Annotated in this window: 17 protein-coding genes; 7 read left to right on the top strand and 10 right to left on the bottom strand. The window is 18.7% G+C overall.

Annotation, left to right across the window (positions count from 1 at the left end; genetic code table 11):
* Positions 1 to 15 precede the first annotated feature (15 nt).
* Complete coding sequence (gene dnaN, locus GJT83_RS02345) at positions 16 to 1134, bottom strand: DNA polymerase III subunit beta (protein ID WP_168892832.1); 1119 nt, start codon at positions 1132 to 1134, stop codon at positions 16 to 18.
* Positions 1135 to 1361: 227 nt separating this feature from the next.
* Between dnaN and rpmH the strand changes: the two genes are divergently transcribed.
* The 5 genes from rpmH (at position 1362) to mutM (ending at position 5790) form a co-directional block, all read left to right on the top strand.
* Positions 1362 to 1508 carry a 50S ribosomal protein L34 gene (gene rpmH / locus GJT83_RS02340; protein WP_168892831.1) on the top strand — a complete coding sequence of 49 codons (147 nt, stop codon included), beginning with the start codon at positions 1362 to 1364 and terminating at the stop codon, positions 1506 to 1508.
* A gap of 13 nt (positions 1509 to 1521) precedes the next feature.
* Positions 1522 to 1860 carry a ribonuclease P protein component gene (gene rnpA, locus GJT83_RS02335; RefSeq protein WP_168892830.1) on the top strand — a complete coding sequence of 113 codons (339 nt, stop codon included), beginning with the start codon at positions 1522 to 1524 and terminating at the stop codon, positions 1858 to 1860.
* 134 nt (positions 1861 to 1994) lie between these two features.
* A complete protein-coding gene (gene yidC / locus GJT83_RS02330; protein WP_168892829.1) occupies positions 1995 to 3581 on the top strand; it encodes a membrane protein insertase YidC in 1587 nt (528 codons plus the stop codon).
* Positions 3582 to 3591: 10 nt separating this feature from the next.
* Complete coding sequence (gene mnmE, locus GJT83_RS02325; protein WP_168892828.1) at positions 3592 to 4959, top strand: tRNA uridine-5-carboxymethylaminomethyl(34) synthesis GTPase MnmE; 1368 nt, start codon at positions 3592 to 3594, stop codon at positions 4957 to 4959.
* Between the two features lie 15 nt (positions 4960 to 4974).
* Positions 4975 to 5790, top strand: coding sequence for a bifunctional DNA-formamidopyrimidine glycosylase/DNA-(apurinic or apyrimidinic site) lyase (mutM, locus tag GJT83_RS02320; RefSeq protein WP_168892827.1), 816 nt, complete (start codon positions 4975 to 4977; stop codon positions 5788 to 5790).
* 91 nt (positions 5791 to 5881) lie between these two features.
* Here mutM and potC read toward each other — a convergent pair whose 3' ends face one another.
* From potC to GJT83_RS02285, 7 genes are read right to left on the bottom strand one after another with little or no spacing between them, the layout of a single operon-like run.
* The gene (gene potC, locus GJT83_RS02315) at positions 5882 to 6697 is read right to left on the bottom strand and encodes a spermidine/putrescine ABC transporter permease PotC (RefSeq protein ID WP_168892826.1); all 816 of its coding nucleotides are present in this window, start codon (positions 6695 to 6697) and stop codon (positions 5882 to 5884) included.
* Positions 6697 to 7557: a spermidine/putrescine ABC transporter permease PotB gene (potB, locus tag GJT83_RS02310; RefSeq protein WP_168892825.1), complete on the bottom strand. Its 861-nt coding sequence runs from the start codon at positions 7555 to 7557 to the stop codon at positions 6697 to 6699. The genes potC and potB overlap by 1 nt, the downstream gene beginning before the upstream one ends.
* Positions 7550 to 8653, bottom strand: a complete 1104-nt coding sequence (gene potA, locus GJT83_RS02305; protein ID WP_168892824.1) for a spermidine/putrescine ABC transporter ATP-binding protein PotA — start codon at positions 8651 to 8653, stop codon at positions 7550 to 7552. Before potA ends, potB begins: the two co-directional genes overlap by 8 nt.
* A gap of 36 nt (positions 8654 to 8689) precedes the next feature.
* On the bottom strand, positions 8690 to 10066 hold the full coding sequence (gene purB, locus GJT83_RS02300; RefSeq protein ID WP_168892823.1) for an adenylosuccinate lyase: 1377 nt from the start codon (positions 10064 to 10066) through the stop codon (positions 8690 to 8692).
* A gap of 18 nt (positions 10067 to 10084) precedes the next feature.
* Positions 10085 to 11194: a tRNA 2-thiouridine(34) synthase MnmA gene (mnmA, locus tag GJT83_RS02295; RefSeq protein WP_168892822.1), complete on the bottom strand. Its 1110-nt coding sequence runs from the start codon at positions 11192 to 11194 to the stop codon at positions 10085 to 10087.
* 59 nt (positions 11195 to 11253) lie between these two features.
* The gene (argS, locus tag GJT83_RS02290; protein ID WP_168892821.1) at positions 11254 to 12987 is read right to left on the bottom strand and encodes an arginine--tRNA ligase; all 1734 of its coding nucleotides are present in this window, start codon (positions 12985 to 12987) and stop codon (positions 11254 to 11256) included.
* 41 nt (positions 12988 to 13028) lie between these two features.
* Positions 13029 to 14177, bottom strand: coding sequence for a MalY/PatB family protein (locus GJT83_RS02285; RefSeq protein WP_168892820.1), 1149 nt, complete (start codon positions 14175 to 14177; stop codon positions 13029 to 13031).
* A 135-nt stretch (positions 14178 to 14312) separates the two neighbouring features.
* On the opposite strand from GJT83_RS02285, the gene aspS reads away from it, so the two are divergent.
* Together aspS and GJT83_RS02275 are read left to right on the top strand one after the other, a co-directional pair.
* Complete coding sequence (gene aspS / locus GJT83_RS02280) at positions 14313 to 16070, top strand: aspartate--tRNA ligase (protein ID WP_168892819.1); 1758 nt, start codon at positions 14313 to 14315, stop codon at positions 16068 to 16070.
* A gap of 15 nt (positions 16071 to 16085) precedes the next feature.
* Positions 16086 to 16808: a YebC/PmpR family DNA-binding transcriptional regulator gene (locus tag GJT83_RS02275; protein WP_168892818.1), complete on the top strand. Its 723-nt coding sequence runs from the start codon at positions 16086 to 16088 to the stop codon at positions 16806 to 16808.
* Between the two features lie 414 nt (positions 16809 to 17222).
* Here GJT83_RS02275 and crr read toward each other — a convergent pair whose 3' ends face one another.
* Both crr and ptsI read right to left on the bottom strand, forming a co-directional pair.
* Entirely contained in the window at positions 17223 to 17741 is a 519-nt protein-coding gene (gene crr, locus GJT83_RS02270; RefSeq protein WP_168892817.1) for a PTS glucose transporter subunit IIA, read from the bottom strand.
* Between the two features lie 43 nt (positions 17742 to 17784).
* A complete protein-coding gene (ptsI, locus tag GJT83_RS02265; RefSeq protein WP_168892816.1) occupies positions 17785 to 19497 on the bottom strand; it encodes a phosphoenolpyruvate-protein phosphotransferase PtsI in 1713 nt (570 codons plus the stop codon).
* Positions 19498 to 19572 lie beyond the last annotated feature (75 nt).

Below are 19572 nucleotides of genomic sequence, written 5' to 3'. Positions count from 1 at the left end.
TTATTAAGGAAATAATTAAATCCTCATTGGCATAATTAAATAAATTTTATTGTTTTCAATAATATCTTCTATTTTTATACTAGAAATTGAATCAATTAATGAAATTTTTATATATTTATTTTTTAATGTATTTAATACATCTATTAAATATTCAATATTTAAAGATATTTCTATATTATCTTTTGTATTATTATATTTTTCTTCTATATTTAGAACATCTTCTGCTTGTTCGTTATCAATATTCCTTCCTAAAATTCTTAAATATTTTTTATTAAATATTAATGTTACACCTTTTATTCTTTCATCAACTAAAATAGAAATACTAAGTAAAGCATTTTTAAGATTTATTCTATTTATTTTAATTATTTTATAAAAAATTTGTGGTATAATTTTTGTGTATTCTGGAAAGGAACTTTCAATAAGTTTTGATGTAAATTTTAAATTTTTTAAATTAAAACTAATATTATTGTTGTTAATTTTAATTTTTATTATATCATTGGTATTTTTTAATAAACGTAATAATTCTAATATACTTTTTTTAGGAATTATAACTGAATAATTTATTAATATTTCGTTTATTACAATATTACAAACTGATAATCTATGTCCATCAGTAGAAACCATATTTAATATATTATTTTTAATTTTTAATAATATTCCATTTAAATATGGTCTTACATCTTGATTAGCTATTGAAAAATATGTTGCATCTATTAGCATTTTTAATATTTTATTTGTTAAAAAAAATTCTAATTTACTTTCCCAATATTCAATAGTTGGAAAATTTATAGAAGGTAATGTAGACATAATAAATTTACATTTTTTAAATGAAATTATTATTTGATTATTATCATTAATTAATATGTTTATATTAGAATTTATGGGGAAACTTTTACATATATTATAAAATTTTTTACCTGCTATAGTAATAGAAAAACAATATTTATTTTCTATATTTTCTAAAATAGTAGTTATTTCTATTTCTAAATTAGTACTTTTAAATATAATATTATTATTGTTAACTTCTATTAAAATATTATTAATAATAGGTATTATTGGTCTATTATGAATAATACTTATTATATTTTTTAATGGTAAAATTAATTTTTCTCTGTTAATAACAAGATATTTCATTTTTATATAAAAAATTTTATTTAAAATTATATTAAATATTATTTTATAATTTTAAAAATTTATAATAATTGTTTTAGATAATATAAAGTTATTATACATCATTTTAATTATATTAATCAATATTAATAATTTTAAACTATAATAATAAATTTTATTTAAATTATATAAATAAATTATTATTTATGTAATAATAAAACGAAATATAATTTTAATTAGGTAATTTTATTATGAAACGTACTTTTCAACCATCTATATTAAAAAGAAAAAAAACTCATGGATTTAGAATTAGAATGTCAACAAAAAATGGACGTCAAATTTTAAATAGACGTCGTAATAAAGGTCGTTTTTATTTAACTGTATCTAATAAAAAATAAATTATAAATTTAAATGATTCATTTAAATTTTTGTAAAAAAAAACGTTTATTATCTAGTAATTTTAATTCTATTTTTAATAATCCATATAGAAAAAGTAATGAATATTATACTATTTTAAGTAAAAAAAATATATTACAATACTCAAGATTAGGAATTATTATACCTAAAAAAAATATATATAAAGCATATATTAGAAATAAAATTAAAAGAATTATTCGTGAATGTTTTCGTTTAAATCAATATAAGTTACCTGTTAGAGATTTTATTGTTATATTAATAAAAAAAAATATAATAAACATTAATTATATTAATATAAAAAAATATTTAAAAAAATTATGGAATTTATATTAATATATAAATGTATATATATTTTGATAAATATTATTTAATTTTAAATAATAAATTCATGATTATAAGTATATAAATTTATATTAAAATTAAATTAAATAATTATTATATTTACAAATAATAGAGAAAATTAAATAATGGATTCAAAACGTAATATAATTATAATTATTTTTATTTTAATTAGTTTTTTTATTTTTAATAATTGGCAAAAATTAAATAACTATATTAATAATAATAAAAATGTAAAAAATAAAAATAATTTTAAACAAATTAATTTATCTAAAAATAAAGATATTATAGTAAAAACAGATAAGTTTTTATTATTTATTAATACTAATGGAGGAAATATTAGTAAAGCTCAATTAATAAATTATTCAGAAAAATTAAATTCTAAAAAATCATTTACTTTATTAAATAATAACTTAGATTATACTTATCAAATAAATAGTAGTATTTTTCAAATAAATCATAAAAAAATTAAAAATTATTTTAATCATCCTATTTTTTTTACAGATAAAAATTTTTTTCAGCTTAAAGAAAATAAAAATATATTAAAAGTTCCATTATTTTTTTTAAAAAATAATATTTTATATATAAAAATTTTTATTTTTAAAAGAAATAATTTTTCCATTGATATAGAACATCAATTTTTTAATAAAAGTAATAAACCTATAGAAATAGGAATATTTGGTGAAATCAAACAATCTGTCAATATACCTCAAAAATATTTAGATACAAAAAATAATAGTTTATCTATTAAATCATTTCGTGGAATAGCTTATTCAACTGAAAAATATAAATATAAAAAACATACATTTAATGATATATTAATAAATAAAAATATTAGTATGACTGCTAATCAAGGATGGATTGCTATTTTACAGCAATATTTTTTATCTGCTTGGATTTTACCTAAAAATAAAAATAATATAATATATACAAAAAAAATTGATGATAATACTGTAAGTGTTAATTTTAAATCATCTACAGATATCATTTTACCTAAACATAAAAAAATTTTATCATCAACTCTTTGGATTGGTCCTAAAATTCAAGAACAAATGGCAAAAGTTGCTCCTTTTTTAGATTTTACTGTTGATTATGGAATGTTATGGTTTTTATCAAAACCATTATTTAAATTGCTTAATTTATTATACAATTTAATAGGTAATTGGGGAATAGCTATTATTATTATTACCTTAATACTAAGGATTATGATGTATCCTTTATCTAGAATACAATATATTGCTATTGCAAAAATGCGTATTTTACAACCAAAAATAAAAGAAATAAAAAAACAATATTCATATGATAAAAATCGTTTAAATCAAGAAATAATAAAATTATATAAAAAAGAAAAATTAAATCCTTTAGGAGGATGTTTACCTTTTATAATACAAATGCCAATATTTTTAGCATTATATTATATGTTAATTAATTCTGTAGAATTACGTCATGCTCCATTTATTTTCTGGATTAAGGATTTATCAGCACAAGATCCTTATTATGTATTACCAATAATAATGAGTATTACTATGTATTTTATTCAAAAAACTTCAAAAAATACATATGATGATCCTGTACAAAAAAATATTATGAATATAATGCCAATTTTTTTCAGTTTATTTTTTCTATGGTTTCCTGCAGGATTAGTATTATACTATATAATAAGTAATATATTAACAATAATCCAACAAAAAATTATTTATTCTAAATATAAATAAAAATATTAAAATGGTAACATACAATATAACAACAATAGTTGCAAGAGCAACACCTTTAGGAATTGGTAGTATAGGAATTATAAGAATATCAGGAAAAAATTCTAGAAGTGTAATAAAAAATATATTACATATATCTCATATGAAACCTAGATATGCATATTATTTACCTTTTTTTTATAAAAAAAATATAATAGATAAAGGAATAGCATTATGGTTTCCAAAACCTAATTCTTTTACAGGAGAAGATATTGTTGAATTACAATGTCATGGTGGTCCTATAATATTAGATTTATTAATTAACTATATTATAACTATTCCTGGAATTAGAATTGCAAAACCTGGAGAATTTACAGAAAGAGCTTTTTTAAATAAAAAAATAGATTTAACTCAAGCAGAAGCAATTAGTGATTTAATTTCAGCTAATTCTAAAGCAGCTGTTTTCTCTGCTATGAATTTACTTAATGGAAAATTTTCATATTTATTAAATAAACTTCAAATAACTATTATTAATCTTAGAACTGATATTGAATCTTTTGTAGAATTTGAAGAAAATAAAATAATTCTTTTTAAAAAAGATATTTTAATTAAATTAGAAAAATTATTAAATAATTTATCAAACATAATAAAATATGTTCATAATGGAATAAATATTAGAGAAGGAATAAAAATTATTTTAATAGGTCCACCTAATTCTGGAAAATCTAGTTTAATGAATTTACTCTCTGAAAGAGATGTATCTATTATTACTGATATTCCTGGTACTACTAGAGATATTTTATATGAAAAAATTTATATAAATTCTGTTCCAATACAAATTATTGATACAGCAGGAATTAGAAAAACTAATAATAAAATTGAAAATATTGGAATAAAAAAAACTATTAATGAAATTAAAAAAACAAATTATTTATTTTTAATAGTAAATGATAATATCAATAATAATAATTTATCAAAAATTATAAATAATTACTTAATTCATTTTAATAAAAAAATACCAATAATTATTATTAGAAATAAAATAGATTTAACATGTAATAATCCTGAGATTATAACAAAGAATAAATTTATTACTATTAAATTATCAGTTAAAACTAAAAAAGGTATTCCTATATTAATGGATTACATAAAAAAAAATATTACTTATACTCATAATACTGAAGATATTTTTACTGCAAGAGAAAGACATATTGATATATTAAAATCAGTATTTAAATATCTTAAAGAAGGACAGTTAATATTTTCATCTATTAATTCTCCAATTGAATTATTATCAGAAAATTTAAGATTAGCTCAAATGGAACTTGATAATATAACTGGAAAATTTACATCTAAAGATTTATTAGAAAGTATTTTTTCTAAATTTTGTATTGGTAAATAAATTTGTTTATTTTAAATGCCTGAATTACCAGAAATAGAAGTTATTAAAAATATAATTTTACCCTATTTAAAAGGTTATATTATTAATTATTCTATAGTAAGAAATATAAAATTAAAATATTTAATACCAAAAGAAATAATTAATATTAGTAATCAAAAAATAATAGATATAAAACGTCGTGGACGATATATAATTTTTTTATTACAAAATCATTCAATTATTATTCATCTAGGAATGACTGGAAACTTATTAATCATTGATAAACAAAATATAAAAATTTTTAAAAATGATCATATAGACTTAATAATTAATAATAATATTATATTACGTTATTCAGATATTAGAAGATTTGGATTTTGGATATGGAGTCATAAAAATTATAAAGAAAATAACTTTATAAAAAAATTAGGAGTTGAACCTCTTACAAATAAATTTAATAGTATATATTTATATAAAATTACTCAGAAAAAAAAAATACCTATAAAAGTATTATTAATGATGAATGAAATAGTTGTAGGTATTGGAAATATATATTCTAATGAATCATTATTCCTATCAAAAATATTACCTTATAGAAAAGCTAGTACTTTAACTTTTATAGAAATAAATATTTTAATTAAAAATATTAAATATATATTAGATAAATCCATAAAAAATGGAGGAACTTCAATATCTAATTATACAAATCCTTATAATCAAAAAGGATGTTTTAATAAATTTATATTTGTATATGGAAGAAATAACAAATTATGTAAAATATGTAAAACAAAAATTATTAAAATAGTTCAGAGAAATAGAAGTACTTTTTTTTGTTCTGTATGTCAAAATTAATTTTTTATAAATATAAATAATTATTGAATCAGAAATTAATTTAAATTAATAAATTAATTTTAAATATTTAAATAAAAAATTTAATAATAAATTATTTATTAGAATGTTTTTTAGCATAATTAATTTGAAAATAATTTTTATAAAAATTATTTATAATAATACGACTAAATAAAACTAATAGTAAAGACATTACTATTAAGATAGTAGCTAAAGCATTAATTTCAGGAGAAATACCTATTTTAGCCATAGAATAAATTTTCAATGGTAATATTTCATATTGTGGTCCAGTTACAAATGTTGAGATTGTTATATCATCAATAGATAAAGCAAAACTTAATAACCAGCTAGATAATATTGTAGGTAGTATTAATGGTAATATAATTTTTGTAATGATAATAATATCACTAGCTCCTAAATCTTTAGCAGCATCTAAAATACGACTATCAAAATTTTTTAATCTAGAATGTACTGTAATAACAACATATGGAAGACAAAAAGTAATATGAGAAATTAATAATGTCCAAAAACCTAATGTAAAATTAAATAATATAAATAATAATAATAAAGAAATTGCCATAATAATATCAGGAGATACAATAACTATAAATAGTAAAATATTAATAAATGATTTAATAAATAAATTACAATAATATAAAGTAATAGCAGTTAAAAAACCCATTATTGTTGTACATGTTGCAGTAATTATAGCAATTATTAATGAATGATATGTTGCTTCTAATAAAACATGATTATTTATAATCGAATAATACCATTTAATAGAAAATCCTTGCCATTGACTTCCAAAACTAGAAGAATTAAAAGAATTTATTATAAGTATAACTATAGGAATATAAAACCAACTATATACTATTATCATAAAAATATTACGTAATAAATATTTCAACATTATTTTAAAAATTCCTTTTTATTAAAAATTTTTATTAATTTATAATATAATATTAAAAATATTCCTGTAATTAATATTACTATATTACTTAAAGTAGCACCTAATGGCCAATCTCTTATATTAAGAAATTGATTTTTTATAATATTACCTATTAATAAATTTTTAGATCCACCCATTAAATCTGAAATATAAAACATTCCCATAGCTGGTAAAAATACTAATAAACATCCTGAAATAATTCCTGGAAATGTTAATGGTAATATTATATGCATAAAAATTTTCCATGATTTTGCTCCTAAATCTTTAGCTGCCTCTATACAAAACATATCTAATTTTTCTAAACTAGAATATATTGGTATAATCATGAAAGGTAATAAAATATATACTAATCCTAAAATAACAGCAAGAGATGTATATATAATATGTATAGGATGATTAATTAATTTTAAATAAATTAGAATATTATTAAAATAACCATTTATACTAAAAAAACTTTTTAAACAAAATATCCTAATTAGTGAATTAACCCAAAAAGGTAAAAATAAAAAAAATAACATTAAAGATCTGTAACGATGAGATATTTTAATAAGACACCATGAAAATATAAATCCAATAACAAGACAAATTAATGTTGTTATTAACGATATATATAAAGAATATATAAATATTTTTAAATAAAATATATCTATTATCAGTTTATAACTATGTAGAGTTAAATTAAATTTAATAAAATTCATATCATCTTTTGTTAAAAAACTAATAATAATTATTATTAAATTTGGAAGAAAAATAAATAATAATAACCAACTAATAACTATTAAAGTTATTAGTTTTCTATAATATTTAGTTATTTTATTCATAAGGTAATACTACCTCCCATGTCTCAACCCAATTAATAATCATCTTTTGATTAATAGAATGATCGAAATCTGGATCATCTTCATTAAAAAATTCACTTACAGTAATTATTTTTCCATTTTCAAGTTCTAAAGTGGATTCTAATGTCATTCCTTTATAACTTTTATCCTTAACATATCCAATTAAACCATTAATATATTTATTATTATTTATTTCTTTAATTCTTAAATCTTCTGGTCTTAATAAGACATGTATTTTTTCTCCCGGAATAACAGGAAATGGAACTGTTATATTACATAAATATCCTTCTAAATTAGCTCTTACTTGTGTCTTATTTAATTTTCTTATAATAACAGCATTAAATATATTTATATCTCCTATAAATTTAGCAACAAATAAATTTTTTGGTTCTTCATATATTTCTTTAGGAGTACCATCTTGTTCTATTTTACCATTACGTAATACAATTATACGATCTGATATCGTTAATGCTTCTTCTTGGTTATGAGTAACAAATATAAAAGTAATTCCTAATTTTTTTTGTAATAATTTTAATTCATTTTGCATTTTTTTTCTTAATCTATAATCTAAAGCTGATAAAGATTCATCTAGAAGTAAAATTTTAGGTTTATTAACAATAGCTCTAGCTATAGCTACTCTTTGTTGTTGCCCTCCAGATAGTTCATGAGGTTTTCTATTGGAAAAATTTTGTAATTGAACTAAATTTAAAATATTTTTTACACTAGATAATATTTCTTCATATGGTTTTTTTTGCATTTTGAGTCCAAAAGCAATATTATCAAATACAGACATATGAGGAAATAAAGCATAACTTTGAAAAACAGTATTAGTTTGTCTATGTTCTGCTGGAATATGAGTAATTATCTTATGATCTAATATGATAGAACCACTATCTACTTTTTCTAATCCTGATATTAGTCTTAAAATTGTTGTTTTACCACAACCTGATGGTCCTAATAAAGTAATAAATTCACCATTATATATTGTTAAGCAAAAATTAGAAATAATTTTTTTACCAAGAAAAGATTTACTAATATTATTAAGAGTAACTAATACTTCTTTAATATTTTTTCTCATAAATAAACTCATAATATGATTAAATAAATTATTTAATTAAACATATTTATTAAAATTATTTGTTAATTCTATAGCATAACCAATATAATTATTAGGAGTAATATTTTTTAAAAATAATTTTTCTTTATTAGGTATATTTAACTTATTAATAAAATCATGTATGTTTTGTGATGAAATATTTTTTCCTCGAGTTAACTCTTTTATTTTTTCATATGCATTTTTAATATTATATTTTTTCATAATAGTTTGTATTGCTTCACCAATTACTTGCCAATTTTCTTCTAATTCTTGTTTTAGAAAATTTTTATTTATTTTTAACTGTTTAATACCTTTTATTGTACTAGTATATGATACTATTGAATAACCTATAGCTACTCCAATATTTCTCATAACAGTAGAATCCGTTAAATCTCTTTGCCATCTAGAAATAGGTAATTTATTTGCCATATGTTGCATAATTGCATTAGACATTCCTAAATTTCCTTCTGATTTTTCAAATAAAATAGGATTTATTTTATGAGGCATTGTTGATGAACCAATATGTTTTTTATAAAATTTTTGATTAAAATATTTTAATGATATATAACCCCAGATATCTCTATTAAAATCAATAAGAATATTATTAAAACGTATTATACAATGAAATATTTCAGCAATGTAATCATGAGGTTCTATTTGAGTAGTATAAGGATTCCAAGTAATTTCTAATGATTCAACAAAAGTTTTACTTAATTTATGCCAATCAATATTAGGATATGCTATTTTATGAGCATTATAATTACCTACAGCTCCGTTAATTTTACCTAAAATATTTATTTTTTTAAATTTATTAATTTGTAATTTCATACGATATACATAATTAATCATTTCTTTACCAATAGTAGATGGAGTAGCTGGTTGTCCATGTGTATGAGATAACATAGCAATATTATTATATTTTAATGATAATTTTTTTATAGTAGACATAACATTTATCCATATGGATAAAAGATTATTTTTTGATATATTTAACATTATTGCATATGATAAATTATTAATATCTTCTGATGTACATGCAAAATGAACAAATTCTGATATTTTTTTTAATGAATGATGTTTTTTTATTTTATTTTTTAAAAAATATTCTATTGCTTTAACATCATGATTTATATCATATTCTATTTTTTTTATTTTAAGAGCATCAAATTCATTAAAATTACTAATAATTTCATTTAAAAATTTTGTTTCTTCTATAGAAAATTTAGATATTTCATTAATCTTAGTATTTTTAGATAAAAATTTTAACCAAGAAATTTCAATTTCTAATCTAAATTTCATTAAGCTATATTCACTAAAAATATTTTTTAAAAAAACTAAATCATTATGATATCTACCATCTAAAGGAGATAAAGCATTAAGATGAAATAATTTCATTTATATAAAACCTTTTAATTAATTAATTATATTATTCATATATGAAATTTTTTTTTCTATTATACCACCACCTAAACAAATAGATCCAGAATAGAAAACAGCTGATTGTCCAGGTGTAATACTAGATATTGGACTTTTAAAAAAAACTTTAATTTTATTATTATTTAATAATTTTATTGTACAATATATTTCTTTTTGTCTATATCTAGTTTTAATATAACAAGTTTTTGGTATTTTAAATGGATAATTAATCCAACTAATATTTTTTGCTATTAAACCAATAGAAAATAAATAAGGATTATTTTTTCCTTGAGCAACAATTAAAATGTTTTTTTTCATATCTTTTTTTATAACATACCAGGGATCAGGATTATTATTATTTAATAATCCTCCTATTCCTATTCTTTTACGCTGTCCTAATGTATAATGTATTAATCCTTTATGTTTTCCAATAATTTTACCATTAAGATTAATAATATTTCCTGGTTTTGTAGATAAATATTTATTTAAAAATTTAGGAAAATTTTTTTCTCCTATAAAACATATTCCTGTAGAATCTTTTTTTTTTGCATTAATAAAATTTAATTTTTCTGCTATTTTACGAACTTCAATTTTATTTAAATCACCTACTGGAAATAAAATTTTTGTTAATTGTTTTTCTTTAATTGTATATAAAAAATAACTTTGATCTTTATTTTTATCTATACCTTTTAATAAATAAAATTGATGTTTAATTTGTTTACATCTAACATAATGTCCTGTACTTATAAAATCTGCACCTAAGTTTTTTAAAGCAAAATTCATAAAATACTTAAACTTTATTATTTTATTACATAAAATATCAGGATTTGGAGTATTACCTATTTTATATTCATAAAGAAAATTTTTAAAAACATGTTCCCAATATTCAAAAGAAAAATTAATTTTATGTAAATGAATATTTAATTGATTACAAATTGTTTCTGCATCATGTAAATCTTTTTTTATACTACAATTTTTATTGTCGTCTTCTTCCCAGTTTTTCATAAATAATCCTTCTACTTGATAATTTTGATTTTTTAATAACCAAGCAGATACAGAAGAATCAACACCACCAGAAATGGCAATTATTACTTTTTTTTTATACATAATAATATTTATTATTTTATAATAATTAGAAATATGTAAATTATTTAATTTAAATTATTTTACATTTTATTAATTGTTTTGATACCTAAAAGATTTAATCCTGTTTTTAAAAATTTAGTAGTAATAAATACTATTGTTAACCTACTCATCTTAATTAAATTATTATTTATACTTAATATATTACAATTTTCATAGAAATTAGAAAATAATGTAGTAATTTTATATAACCAATTACATAATATATGTGGAGTACCATTTTTTGCAATTTTTAAAATTATTTCTTCAAATTCTAAAAAAGTAATAGCTAAATTAATTTCATAGTCATTTGAAAATTTTATTTCATAATTTAAAAAATCATTAAAATTAATTTTTGATTTTATTAATATTGATTTTGCTCTTACATAAGCATATTGTATGTAAGGAGCTGTATTTCCATTTAAAGAAAGCATTTCATTCCAGTTAAAAATGTAATTAGTTATCCTATTTTTAGATAATTCAGAATATTTAATTGCTGCAATACCTATTATAGAAGATAAATTATCTAATTCACTTTTTTTTATCATAGGATTTTTTTGTAAGATTATTTTTTTTGATCTTATTATAGATTCTTCTATTAAACTATTTAATTTTATATTTTCTCCTGTACGAGTTTTAAATGGTTTATTATTATGATCTAATATCATTCCAAACATATGATGTTCTAATTCTACATGTAAAGGAACATAATTGGCTTTTTTTGCTATTAAAAATATTTGTTTTAAATATTGACTTTGTCGAGCATCTACATAATATATAATACGATCAGCTTTTAATGCTTGACAACGATATTTTATGCAAGCAATGTCAGTAGTTGCATAAAGATATCCTCCATCTTTTTTTTGTATAATAATTGCCATTGTAGTTCCATTTTTATTTTTTATTTTTTCTATAGGAATAACAACAGCTCCATTACTATTAATAGCTAAACCTTTTTTTTTTAAATCTAAAATTATTTTTGGTAACATATGATTATATGTACTTTCACCAAAAGTATTTTTTGAAGTTAATGACACATTAAGTTTTTTATATAATATATAATTATAATTCATAGTAATTTGAACAAATTTTTTCCATATTTTTAAACAAAATGGATCATTATTTTGTAATTTGACAACATATTTTCTAGATTTTTCAGCAAAACTTTTATTTTCATTATATTTAATTTGTGCTTCTTTATAAAATTTATTTAAATCAGATAAAAATATTTTTTTTTCTTTATATTTTTTAAACTCTAAAAATGCAATTAACATTCCAAATTGTGTACCCCAATCACCTATATGATTAACTTTTATTACATTATGTCCTAAGAAAATTAATATACGAACTATTGAATCTCCTATTATTGTAGATCTTAAATGTCCAACATGCATTTCTTTTGCAATATTGGGACTTGAATAATCTATTATAATATTTTTAATTTTTATTTTATTTAAAATACCTAATTTTGGAGTATTTAAAAATAAACTTATTTGTTTAGATATCCATTTATTTTTAATGAAAATATTAATAAATCCTAATGGTGATATTTTTATTTTTTCTATTACATTTTTTAAATTTATATTTTGTATTACTTTTATAGCTAGTTTTTTAGGATTATTACCTAATTTTATAGCAGCAGGTATAATACCATTTACTTGATAATGTCCAAATTTTATTTTTTTACATTGACGTAACATTACATTATATTTGGATGGAATACCTGATTTTAACATTGCATTTTGAATATTATCTGAAAGAATTTTTTTAATATTCATTCATTTTACCTAATTAAATAAATTTTTAATAAAATTAATTTTTATAATTGATTAATTGCATGTTCTATTCTTTTCAACGCTTTTTTTAATATATCATGAGTACAAGCAAAATTAAACCTAATAAAATTTGCATCTCCAAAATCTTTTCCTGAAGATAATCCTATACCATATTTTTCAAAATATAGTGCTGGATTTAATATATTCATTTTAGAACAATTAATCCAACCAAGATATGTAGCTTCTGGTTTTAACATACTTATATACGGAAGTTTATTTATTGCATAAAATAAAAGATCACGATTAATTTTTAAATACTTAATTTGTTTTTTTAACCAATCATTACCATTTTTCCATGCAGATTCTGCTGCAATACATGATAATATATCTATGTTAGGACTAATTCCTTGTTTGAATAAATTAAATGTATCACGTAATTTTTTATTAGGAATAATAGCAATTGCAAAATTTAATCCTGATATATTAAATGATTTAGATGGAGACATAAGAGTTATAGAACATTGTTCAGCATCATTATTAAGAGACGCAAATGGTATGTGTTGAATTCCTTTTTCTAAAATTAAATCACAATGTATTTCATCAGAACAAACAATTAAATTATATTTTTTAACAAATTCTAAAATTTTTTCTAATTCATAATATTTATATGATGTACCTACTGGATTATGTGGATTACATAACATTATTAATTTTTCATTACCATAAATATGTTTATTTAAATAATTACAGTCTATAATAAATCTATTATTTATTTGTATTAATTTTGTATATATTTTAGATCTTTGAGCTAAATTAGTTGCATATATAAATGGAGGATATATAGGAATAGGTATTATTACAGAATTTTTATTAGTAGTAAAAGCTCTTATAGTTAAATTTAATCCAGAAACAACTCCACTAATATATATAATCCATTCAGGATTAATTTTCCATTTATAATTTTTCCATAATCTTTCAATAATGATATTTGATAAATTTTTTGAAATAATTCCATATCCTAAAATACCATGATTAATTCTTTCCTTTAATGCTTTTAATATACATGGAGGACAAGAAAAATCACTATCAGCTATCCATAAAGGAATAATATTTTTATTATATTTATTCCATTTTAAACTATCACTATTAGATCTATCAATAAACTTATCAAAATTATAAATTTTTTTTATCATTTTAATTAATTAATTAAATTATTGATTTTTTGATTATATCAAATTAATTTAATATTAAAATATAAAAATATTTTGTTTTATTTTATAATAATAATTTTAAATATTTTATAAAATATTAAATAATAGGTATTTATTATGAAAAATAGAATTTATTGTGGAGAAATTAATTTAACACATATAAATCAAGAAATAATACTTTATGGTTGGATAGATAATTATATAAATTTAGGTAAATTAATTTTTATTAATTTAAGAGATAGAGAAGGTATTATACAAATTATTTTTACATCTTCAAATAAAACAATATTTAAATTAGCTTCAACATTACGTAATAATTTTTGTGTAAAAATAATAGGTAAGGTAGTTAAAAAAATAAATAAAAATTTAAATTTATCAACAAAAAAAATAGAAATAGTAGCGTCTAATTTATTTATAATAAATAAATCTAAAGCGTTACCTATTGATAATAATATTTTAAATACAGAAGAAATTAGATTAAAATATAGATATTTAGATCTTAGACAATTTAAAATGTTAAAAATAATAAAAAATAGATCAATTATTACAAGTATAATTAGATTATTTTTAGAAAAAAATAAATTTTTAAATATTGAAACACCAATTTTAACAAAATCTACCCCAGAGGGATCTAGAGATTATTTAGTTCCTAGTCGAATACATAAAAACAAATTTTATGCATTACCACAATCTCCTCAAATTTTTAAACAATTATTAATGATTGCTGGATTAGATCGTTATTATCAGATTGCTAAATGTTTTCGTGATGAAGATTTAAGATCAGATCGCCAACCAGAATTTACTCAAGTTGATATAGAAGCTTCTTTTGTTAATTTTAATGATTTTAAAAATTTAATAGAAAAAATGCTATGTCATTTATGGAAAAAAATAATAAACATTTCACTAGAAAAATTTTCTGTAATAACTTTTCATAATGCTATGAGTACTTATGGTACAGATAAACCTGATTTAAGAAATCCATTAAAATTAATAGATTTAACAAATTTATTTATTAAAAAAAATAATAAAATTAAAAATAATATTTTTAATAGGATAGTATCAATTTGTATTAATAATAAATATTTAAAAAACATAAATAATAAGAAATTAGATAATTATAAATTATATATTAATAAATATGGTACTAATAATCTTAATATTTTTAAAGTTAAAAATCATAATTTAATTAATTTATCTAATAAAAATAATAAATCAGAATTTTTTATAAATGATGAAATATCAAAAAATATTATTTTACGTAATAAAGCTAATAATCATGATTTAATTTTTTTAGGAACAGAACAGATTAATGGAACATTAAGTTCTATGGGAATTTTAAGAAAAAAATTATCTGTAGATTTTAATCTAATAGAAAAAAATACATGGTTTCCATTATGGGTTATTAATTTTCCTTTATTTAAAAAAGATAAAATAGGAAAACTTATTTCAATGCATCACCCATTTACATGTCCAATAAAATTTAATATAGATGATTTACAAAATAATCCAGAAAATATTATATCTGATTCATATGATATAGTAATTAATGGATATGAGATTGGTAGTGGATCAGGAAGAATTTATAATAATAAAGTACAACAAATAATATTTGATATTTTAAAAATAGATAGACAAATACAAAAAAAAGATTTTGGTTTTTTTTTAGAAGCTTTAAAATTTGGTACGCCACCTCATAGAGGAATTGCTTTAGGATTAGATCGATTAGTTATGTTACTTTCAAATACGAATAATATTCGTGACGTAATTGTTTTTCCTAAAACTACTTCAGGAACATGTTTGATGACTCAATCACCAAATTTTATTAATAAATATATTTTAAAAGAATTAGGATTATTATGTATAACAGAAAAATAATATAAAGGAATTCTTATGGCTGGACATAGTAAATGGTCTAATATGCGTTATCGTAAAGCATCACAAGATATAAAAAAAGATAAAATATTTACTAAAATTGCTAGAGAATTAAATTCTGCTAGTAAATTAGGAGGAACAATTAATCCACAATATAATACTAAATTACGTTTAGCTATAGAAAAAGGTTTATCATATAATATGAATAGATCTACAATAAAAAAAATATTATTTAAGAAATTAAATAAAAAAATATTATCAGTTAATATGACAAATATTTCTTATGAAGGTTATGGTCCTGGAAATATTGCATTAATTATTAATTGTGTTACAAATAATAAAAATAGAACAGTTTCTGAAATAAGAAATTCTTTTAGTAAAATAGGTCATCGTTTAGGAAATAGTGGTGCTGTTTCTTATATGTTTCAAAAAAAAATTAAAATATCATTTTATAATAAAAATAATGTAGATTATGTTATGGATATTGCTGAAAAATTACAAGCTGAAGATATTATTATTAATAATAAAATAATTGATCTTATTTTTAATAAAGAAAAATATAAAGTTATACTATTAGAAATGAAAAAAATTTTAATTAAGCCAGTTAATTTTAAATTAACTATGATTCCTTTAATCAAACAAAATATTGATATATTAACAAAAAATAAATTATTAAATTTTTTAAATTTATTAAAATTAAATAATGATATAAAAAAAATTTATCATAATGCTAATATTTAATAAAATTTAATTAAAATACTACAATAAAATATTTTATATAATAGAAATTAATGTTTTAAATAAATAATATTTTATTAAAATATATTTATGACATAAAAAACTCATACAAAATAAAATTTTGACAATTTAAGTTTTATAAATTAATAATTTCATATTATTTAATAATTTTTTATTTTATAAATTTATTTATAATTAATATATAAAAAACATAAAAATTATTTTTCTAAAATTAATAATTTAATCATTATTATATTAAATTTTAATTATTAAAATTAATTATCTATATTTTACTCCTATAAAAAATTTTATTAATATTAAATAATTATTTATTAATTTTTTTAAATAAATACTGAAATATAGTTAATATTTTAAAATAAAAAATTGAATATATTTTATATAGTAAAATTTTAAATATTATTTAGTTATTTTTAATACTGGATCAACACCTGCAATAACTTTACCAGAATATTTTCTTATTTCTTTAATATCTTCAATATTAGAAATTACTACAGGAGTTAATATTGATTTTGCTGTTTTAATTAAATAATCTAAGTCTAATTCAATAATTATTTCTCCTTTTTTAACTATATTTGATTCTTTCAAATTAAATATACGTTTAAATCCTTTTCCTTTTAAATTAATTGTATCAATACCAAAATGTACAAATAATTCTATTTCATTATGTGATATAATAGAAAAAGCATGGTTAGTATCAAAAATTTTTCCTATTTTTCCATCTATTGGAGATACAATAAAATTACCTGTAGGATTAATTGCAATTCCATCTCCTATAATTTTATCAGAAAATACAGAATCTGGAACAGTAGTTATATCAACTATTTCTCCAGAAATAGGTGCTAAAACTTTGATAATAGTATTTTTTTGTATTATTTTTTTTTTTATTTTTTTAAAAATATCAGAAAAAAAATTCATTTTTATCTCCTAAAATACTTTGTTTATATAAAACATATTAATATTATTTATTAAATTCATATATAAGATTATTAATATCTTTAATAGTAGATTGTAATAAGATATTATCTGCTAAAATTTTTGCTTTACTCATTTCTATATTTCTAATAATATTTTTTATTTTAGGAATAAATGTTGAACTCATACTAAATTCATCTAAACCCATTCCTAATAAAATTGGAATTACACGTTCATCACTAGCTAATTCACCACACATACCAGTCCATTTACCTTCTGAATGTGATGCATTAATAACTTTTTTTATTAAATAAAAAATAGATGGAGATATTGGTTTATATAAATGAGAAATTAAATCATTACCACGATCTACAGCTAATGTATATTGAGTTAAATCGTTTGTACCTATACTAAAAAAATCAATTTCTTTTGCTAAATGTTCAGAAATAATAGCTGATGCAGGAGTTTCTACCATAATTCCTACTGGAATATTTTTATTAAAATGTTTTTTTTCATTTTGAAGTTGTTTTTTTAAAAAATTTAATTCTTCTTTTAAAAAATAAACTTCTTCAATAGAAATAATCATTGGAAACATAATACATAATTTTCCAAATATTGATGCTCTTAAAATAGCTCTTAATTGTGTATGTAATATTTCTTTACGATCCATAGTTATTCTAATAGCTCTCCATCCTAAAAAAGGATTATTTTCCTTAGGTAAATTCATATAAGGAATATCTTTATCTCCTCCTATATCCATAGTACGGATAATAATAGATTTACCATACATACTTTTTGCTACTATTTTGTAAGCATGAAACTGTTCCTCTTCTGAAGGTAAAGAATTACGATTCATAAATAAAAATTCTGTACGATATAATCCAATTCCTTCAGCACCATTTTTTTTTGCATTATTTAAATCTTCTAATGAACTAATATTAGCACATATTTTAATTTTTATATTATCTTTAGTTATAGCTGGTAAATTACTTAATTTTATTAATTTATTTTTTTCAAAAATATATTTATTATATATTAATTTAATTTTATTAATTATTTTAATTGTAGGATTTATATATATATTATTATTAATACTATCTAAAATTAAATAATCATTTGTTTTAACTTTACTAGTAATATTTCCTGTACCTACAATAGCTGGTATTTCTAAAGAACGAGCTATTATTGCTGTATGAGAAGTTTGACTACCAAAATCTGTAATAAATCCTAAAATTTTTTTTAAATTTAATTGAGCCGTTTCTGATGGTGTAAGATCTTTAGCAATTAAAATTACTTTATTTTTTATTTTATTTAAATTAATAATATTAGTACCTAATATATTTTTTATTAAACGATTACCAATATCTTTAATATCAATTATTCTAGATTTTAAATATTCATCCTTAAGATTTTTTAATAATTTTATTTGATATTTTATTACATAATTTACAGCAGCATCAGCTGATAAAAGATTATTTTTTATTAATGAAATAACTTCTTTAATCATTTCTTCATCTTGTAAAAGTATAATATGTCCTTCAAATATAGATTTTTTTTCATCATTAAAATTATTTATTGATTTATTTTTAATTAATTCAATTTGTTCTATTGATTTTTTTTGTCCGTCAAAAAATTTTTTAATTTCAAATTCTATTTGATTATTCATAATTTTATTATGATTAATAATAATATTATCTACTTTTAATAAAAATGCTTTACCAAAAGCAATACCAGGAGAAGCTAAAATTCCTGAAATCATAATTTACCTCTATTATCATCTAATGATTTTTTATTAAATATTATTAATTTCAATAATATATCATTTAAATAGAAA

Origin of the sequence: Enterobacteriaceae endosymbiont of Plateumaris pusilla (genome assembly GCF_012562765.1) — a bacterium.
Lineage (GTDB): Bacteria > Pseudomonadota > Gammaproteobacteria > Enterobacterales > Enterobacteriaceae.
Note: the sequence above shows the minus strand (reverse complement) of the source record. Positions and strands in the feature narration are given on the sequence as shown.

Coding starts and splice junctions, on each gene's coding strand:
- crr (WP_168892817.1), bottom strand. CDS start 17,741: ATGAATTTTTTTTCTGATATTTTTAAAAAAATAAAAAAAAAAATAATA.
- potA (WP_168892824.1), bottom strand. CDS start 8,653: ATGAGAAAAAATATTAAAGAAGTATTAGTTACTCTTAATAATATTAGT.
- dnaN (WP_168892832.1), bottom strand. CDS start 1,134: ATGAAATATCTTGTTATTAACAGAGAAAAATTAATTTTACCATTAAAA.
- mnmE (WP_168892828.1), top strand. CDS start 3,592: ATGGTAACATACAATATAACAACAATAGTTGCAAGAGCAACACCTTTA.
- argS (WP_168892821.1), bottom strand. CDS start 12,987: ATGAATATTAAAAAAATTCTTTCAGATAATATTCAAAATGCAATGTTA.
- purB (WP_168892823.1), bottom strand. CDS start 10,066: ATGAAATTATTTCATCTTAATGCTTTATCTCCTTTAGATGGTAGATAT.
- rnpA (WP_168892830.1), top strand. CDS start 1,522: ATGATTCATTTAAATTTTTGTAAAAAAAAACGTTTATTATCTAGTAAT.
- yidC (WP_168892829.1), top strand. CDS start 1,995: ATGGATTCAAAACGTAATATAATTATAATTATTTTTATTTTAATTAGT.
- mutM (WP_168892827.1), top strand. CDS start 4,975: ATGCCTGAATTACCAGAAATAGAAGTTATTAAAAATATAATTTTACCC.
- ptsI (WP_168892816.1), bottom strand. CDS start 19,497: ATGATTTCAGGAATTTTAGCTTCTCCTGGTATTGCTTTTGGTAAAGCA.
- GJT83_RS02285 (WP_168892820.1), bottom strand. CDS start 14,177: ATGATAAAAAAAATTTATAATTTTGATAAGTTTATTGATAGATCTAAT.
- mnmA (WP_168892822.1), bottom strand. CDS start 11,194: ATGTATAAAAAAAAAGTAATAATTGCCATTTCTGGTGGTGTTGATTCT.
- GJT83_RS02275 (WP_168892818.1), top strand. CDS start 16,086: ATGGCTGGACATAGTAAATGGTCTAATATGCGTTATCGTAAAGCATCA.
- rpmH (WP_168892831.1), top strand. CDS start 1,362: ATGAAACGTACTTTTCAACCATCTATATTAAAAAGAAAAAAAACTCAT.
- potB (WP_168892825.1), bottom strand. CDS start 7,557: ATGAATAAAATAACTAAATATTATAGAAAACTAATAACTTTAATAGTT.
- aspS (WP_168892819.1), top strand. CDS start 14,313: ATGAAAAATAGAATTTATTGTGGAGAAATTAATTTAACACATATAAAT.
- potC (WP_168892826.1), bottom strand. CDS start 6,697: ATGTTGAAATATTTATTACGTAATATTTTTATGATAATAGTATATAGT.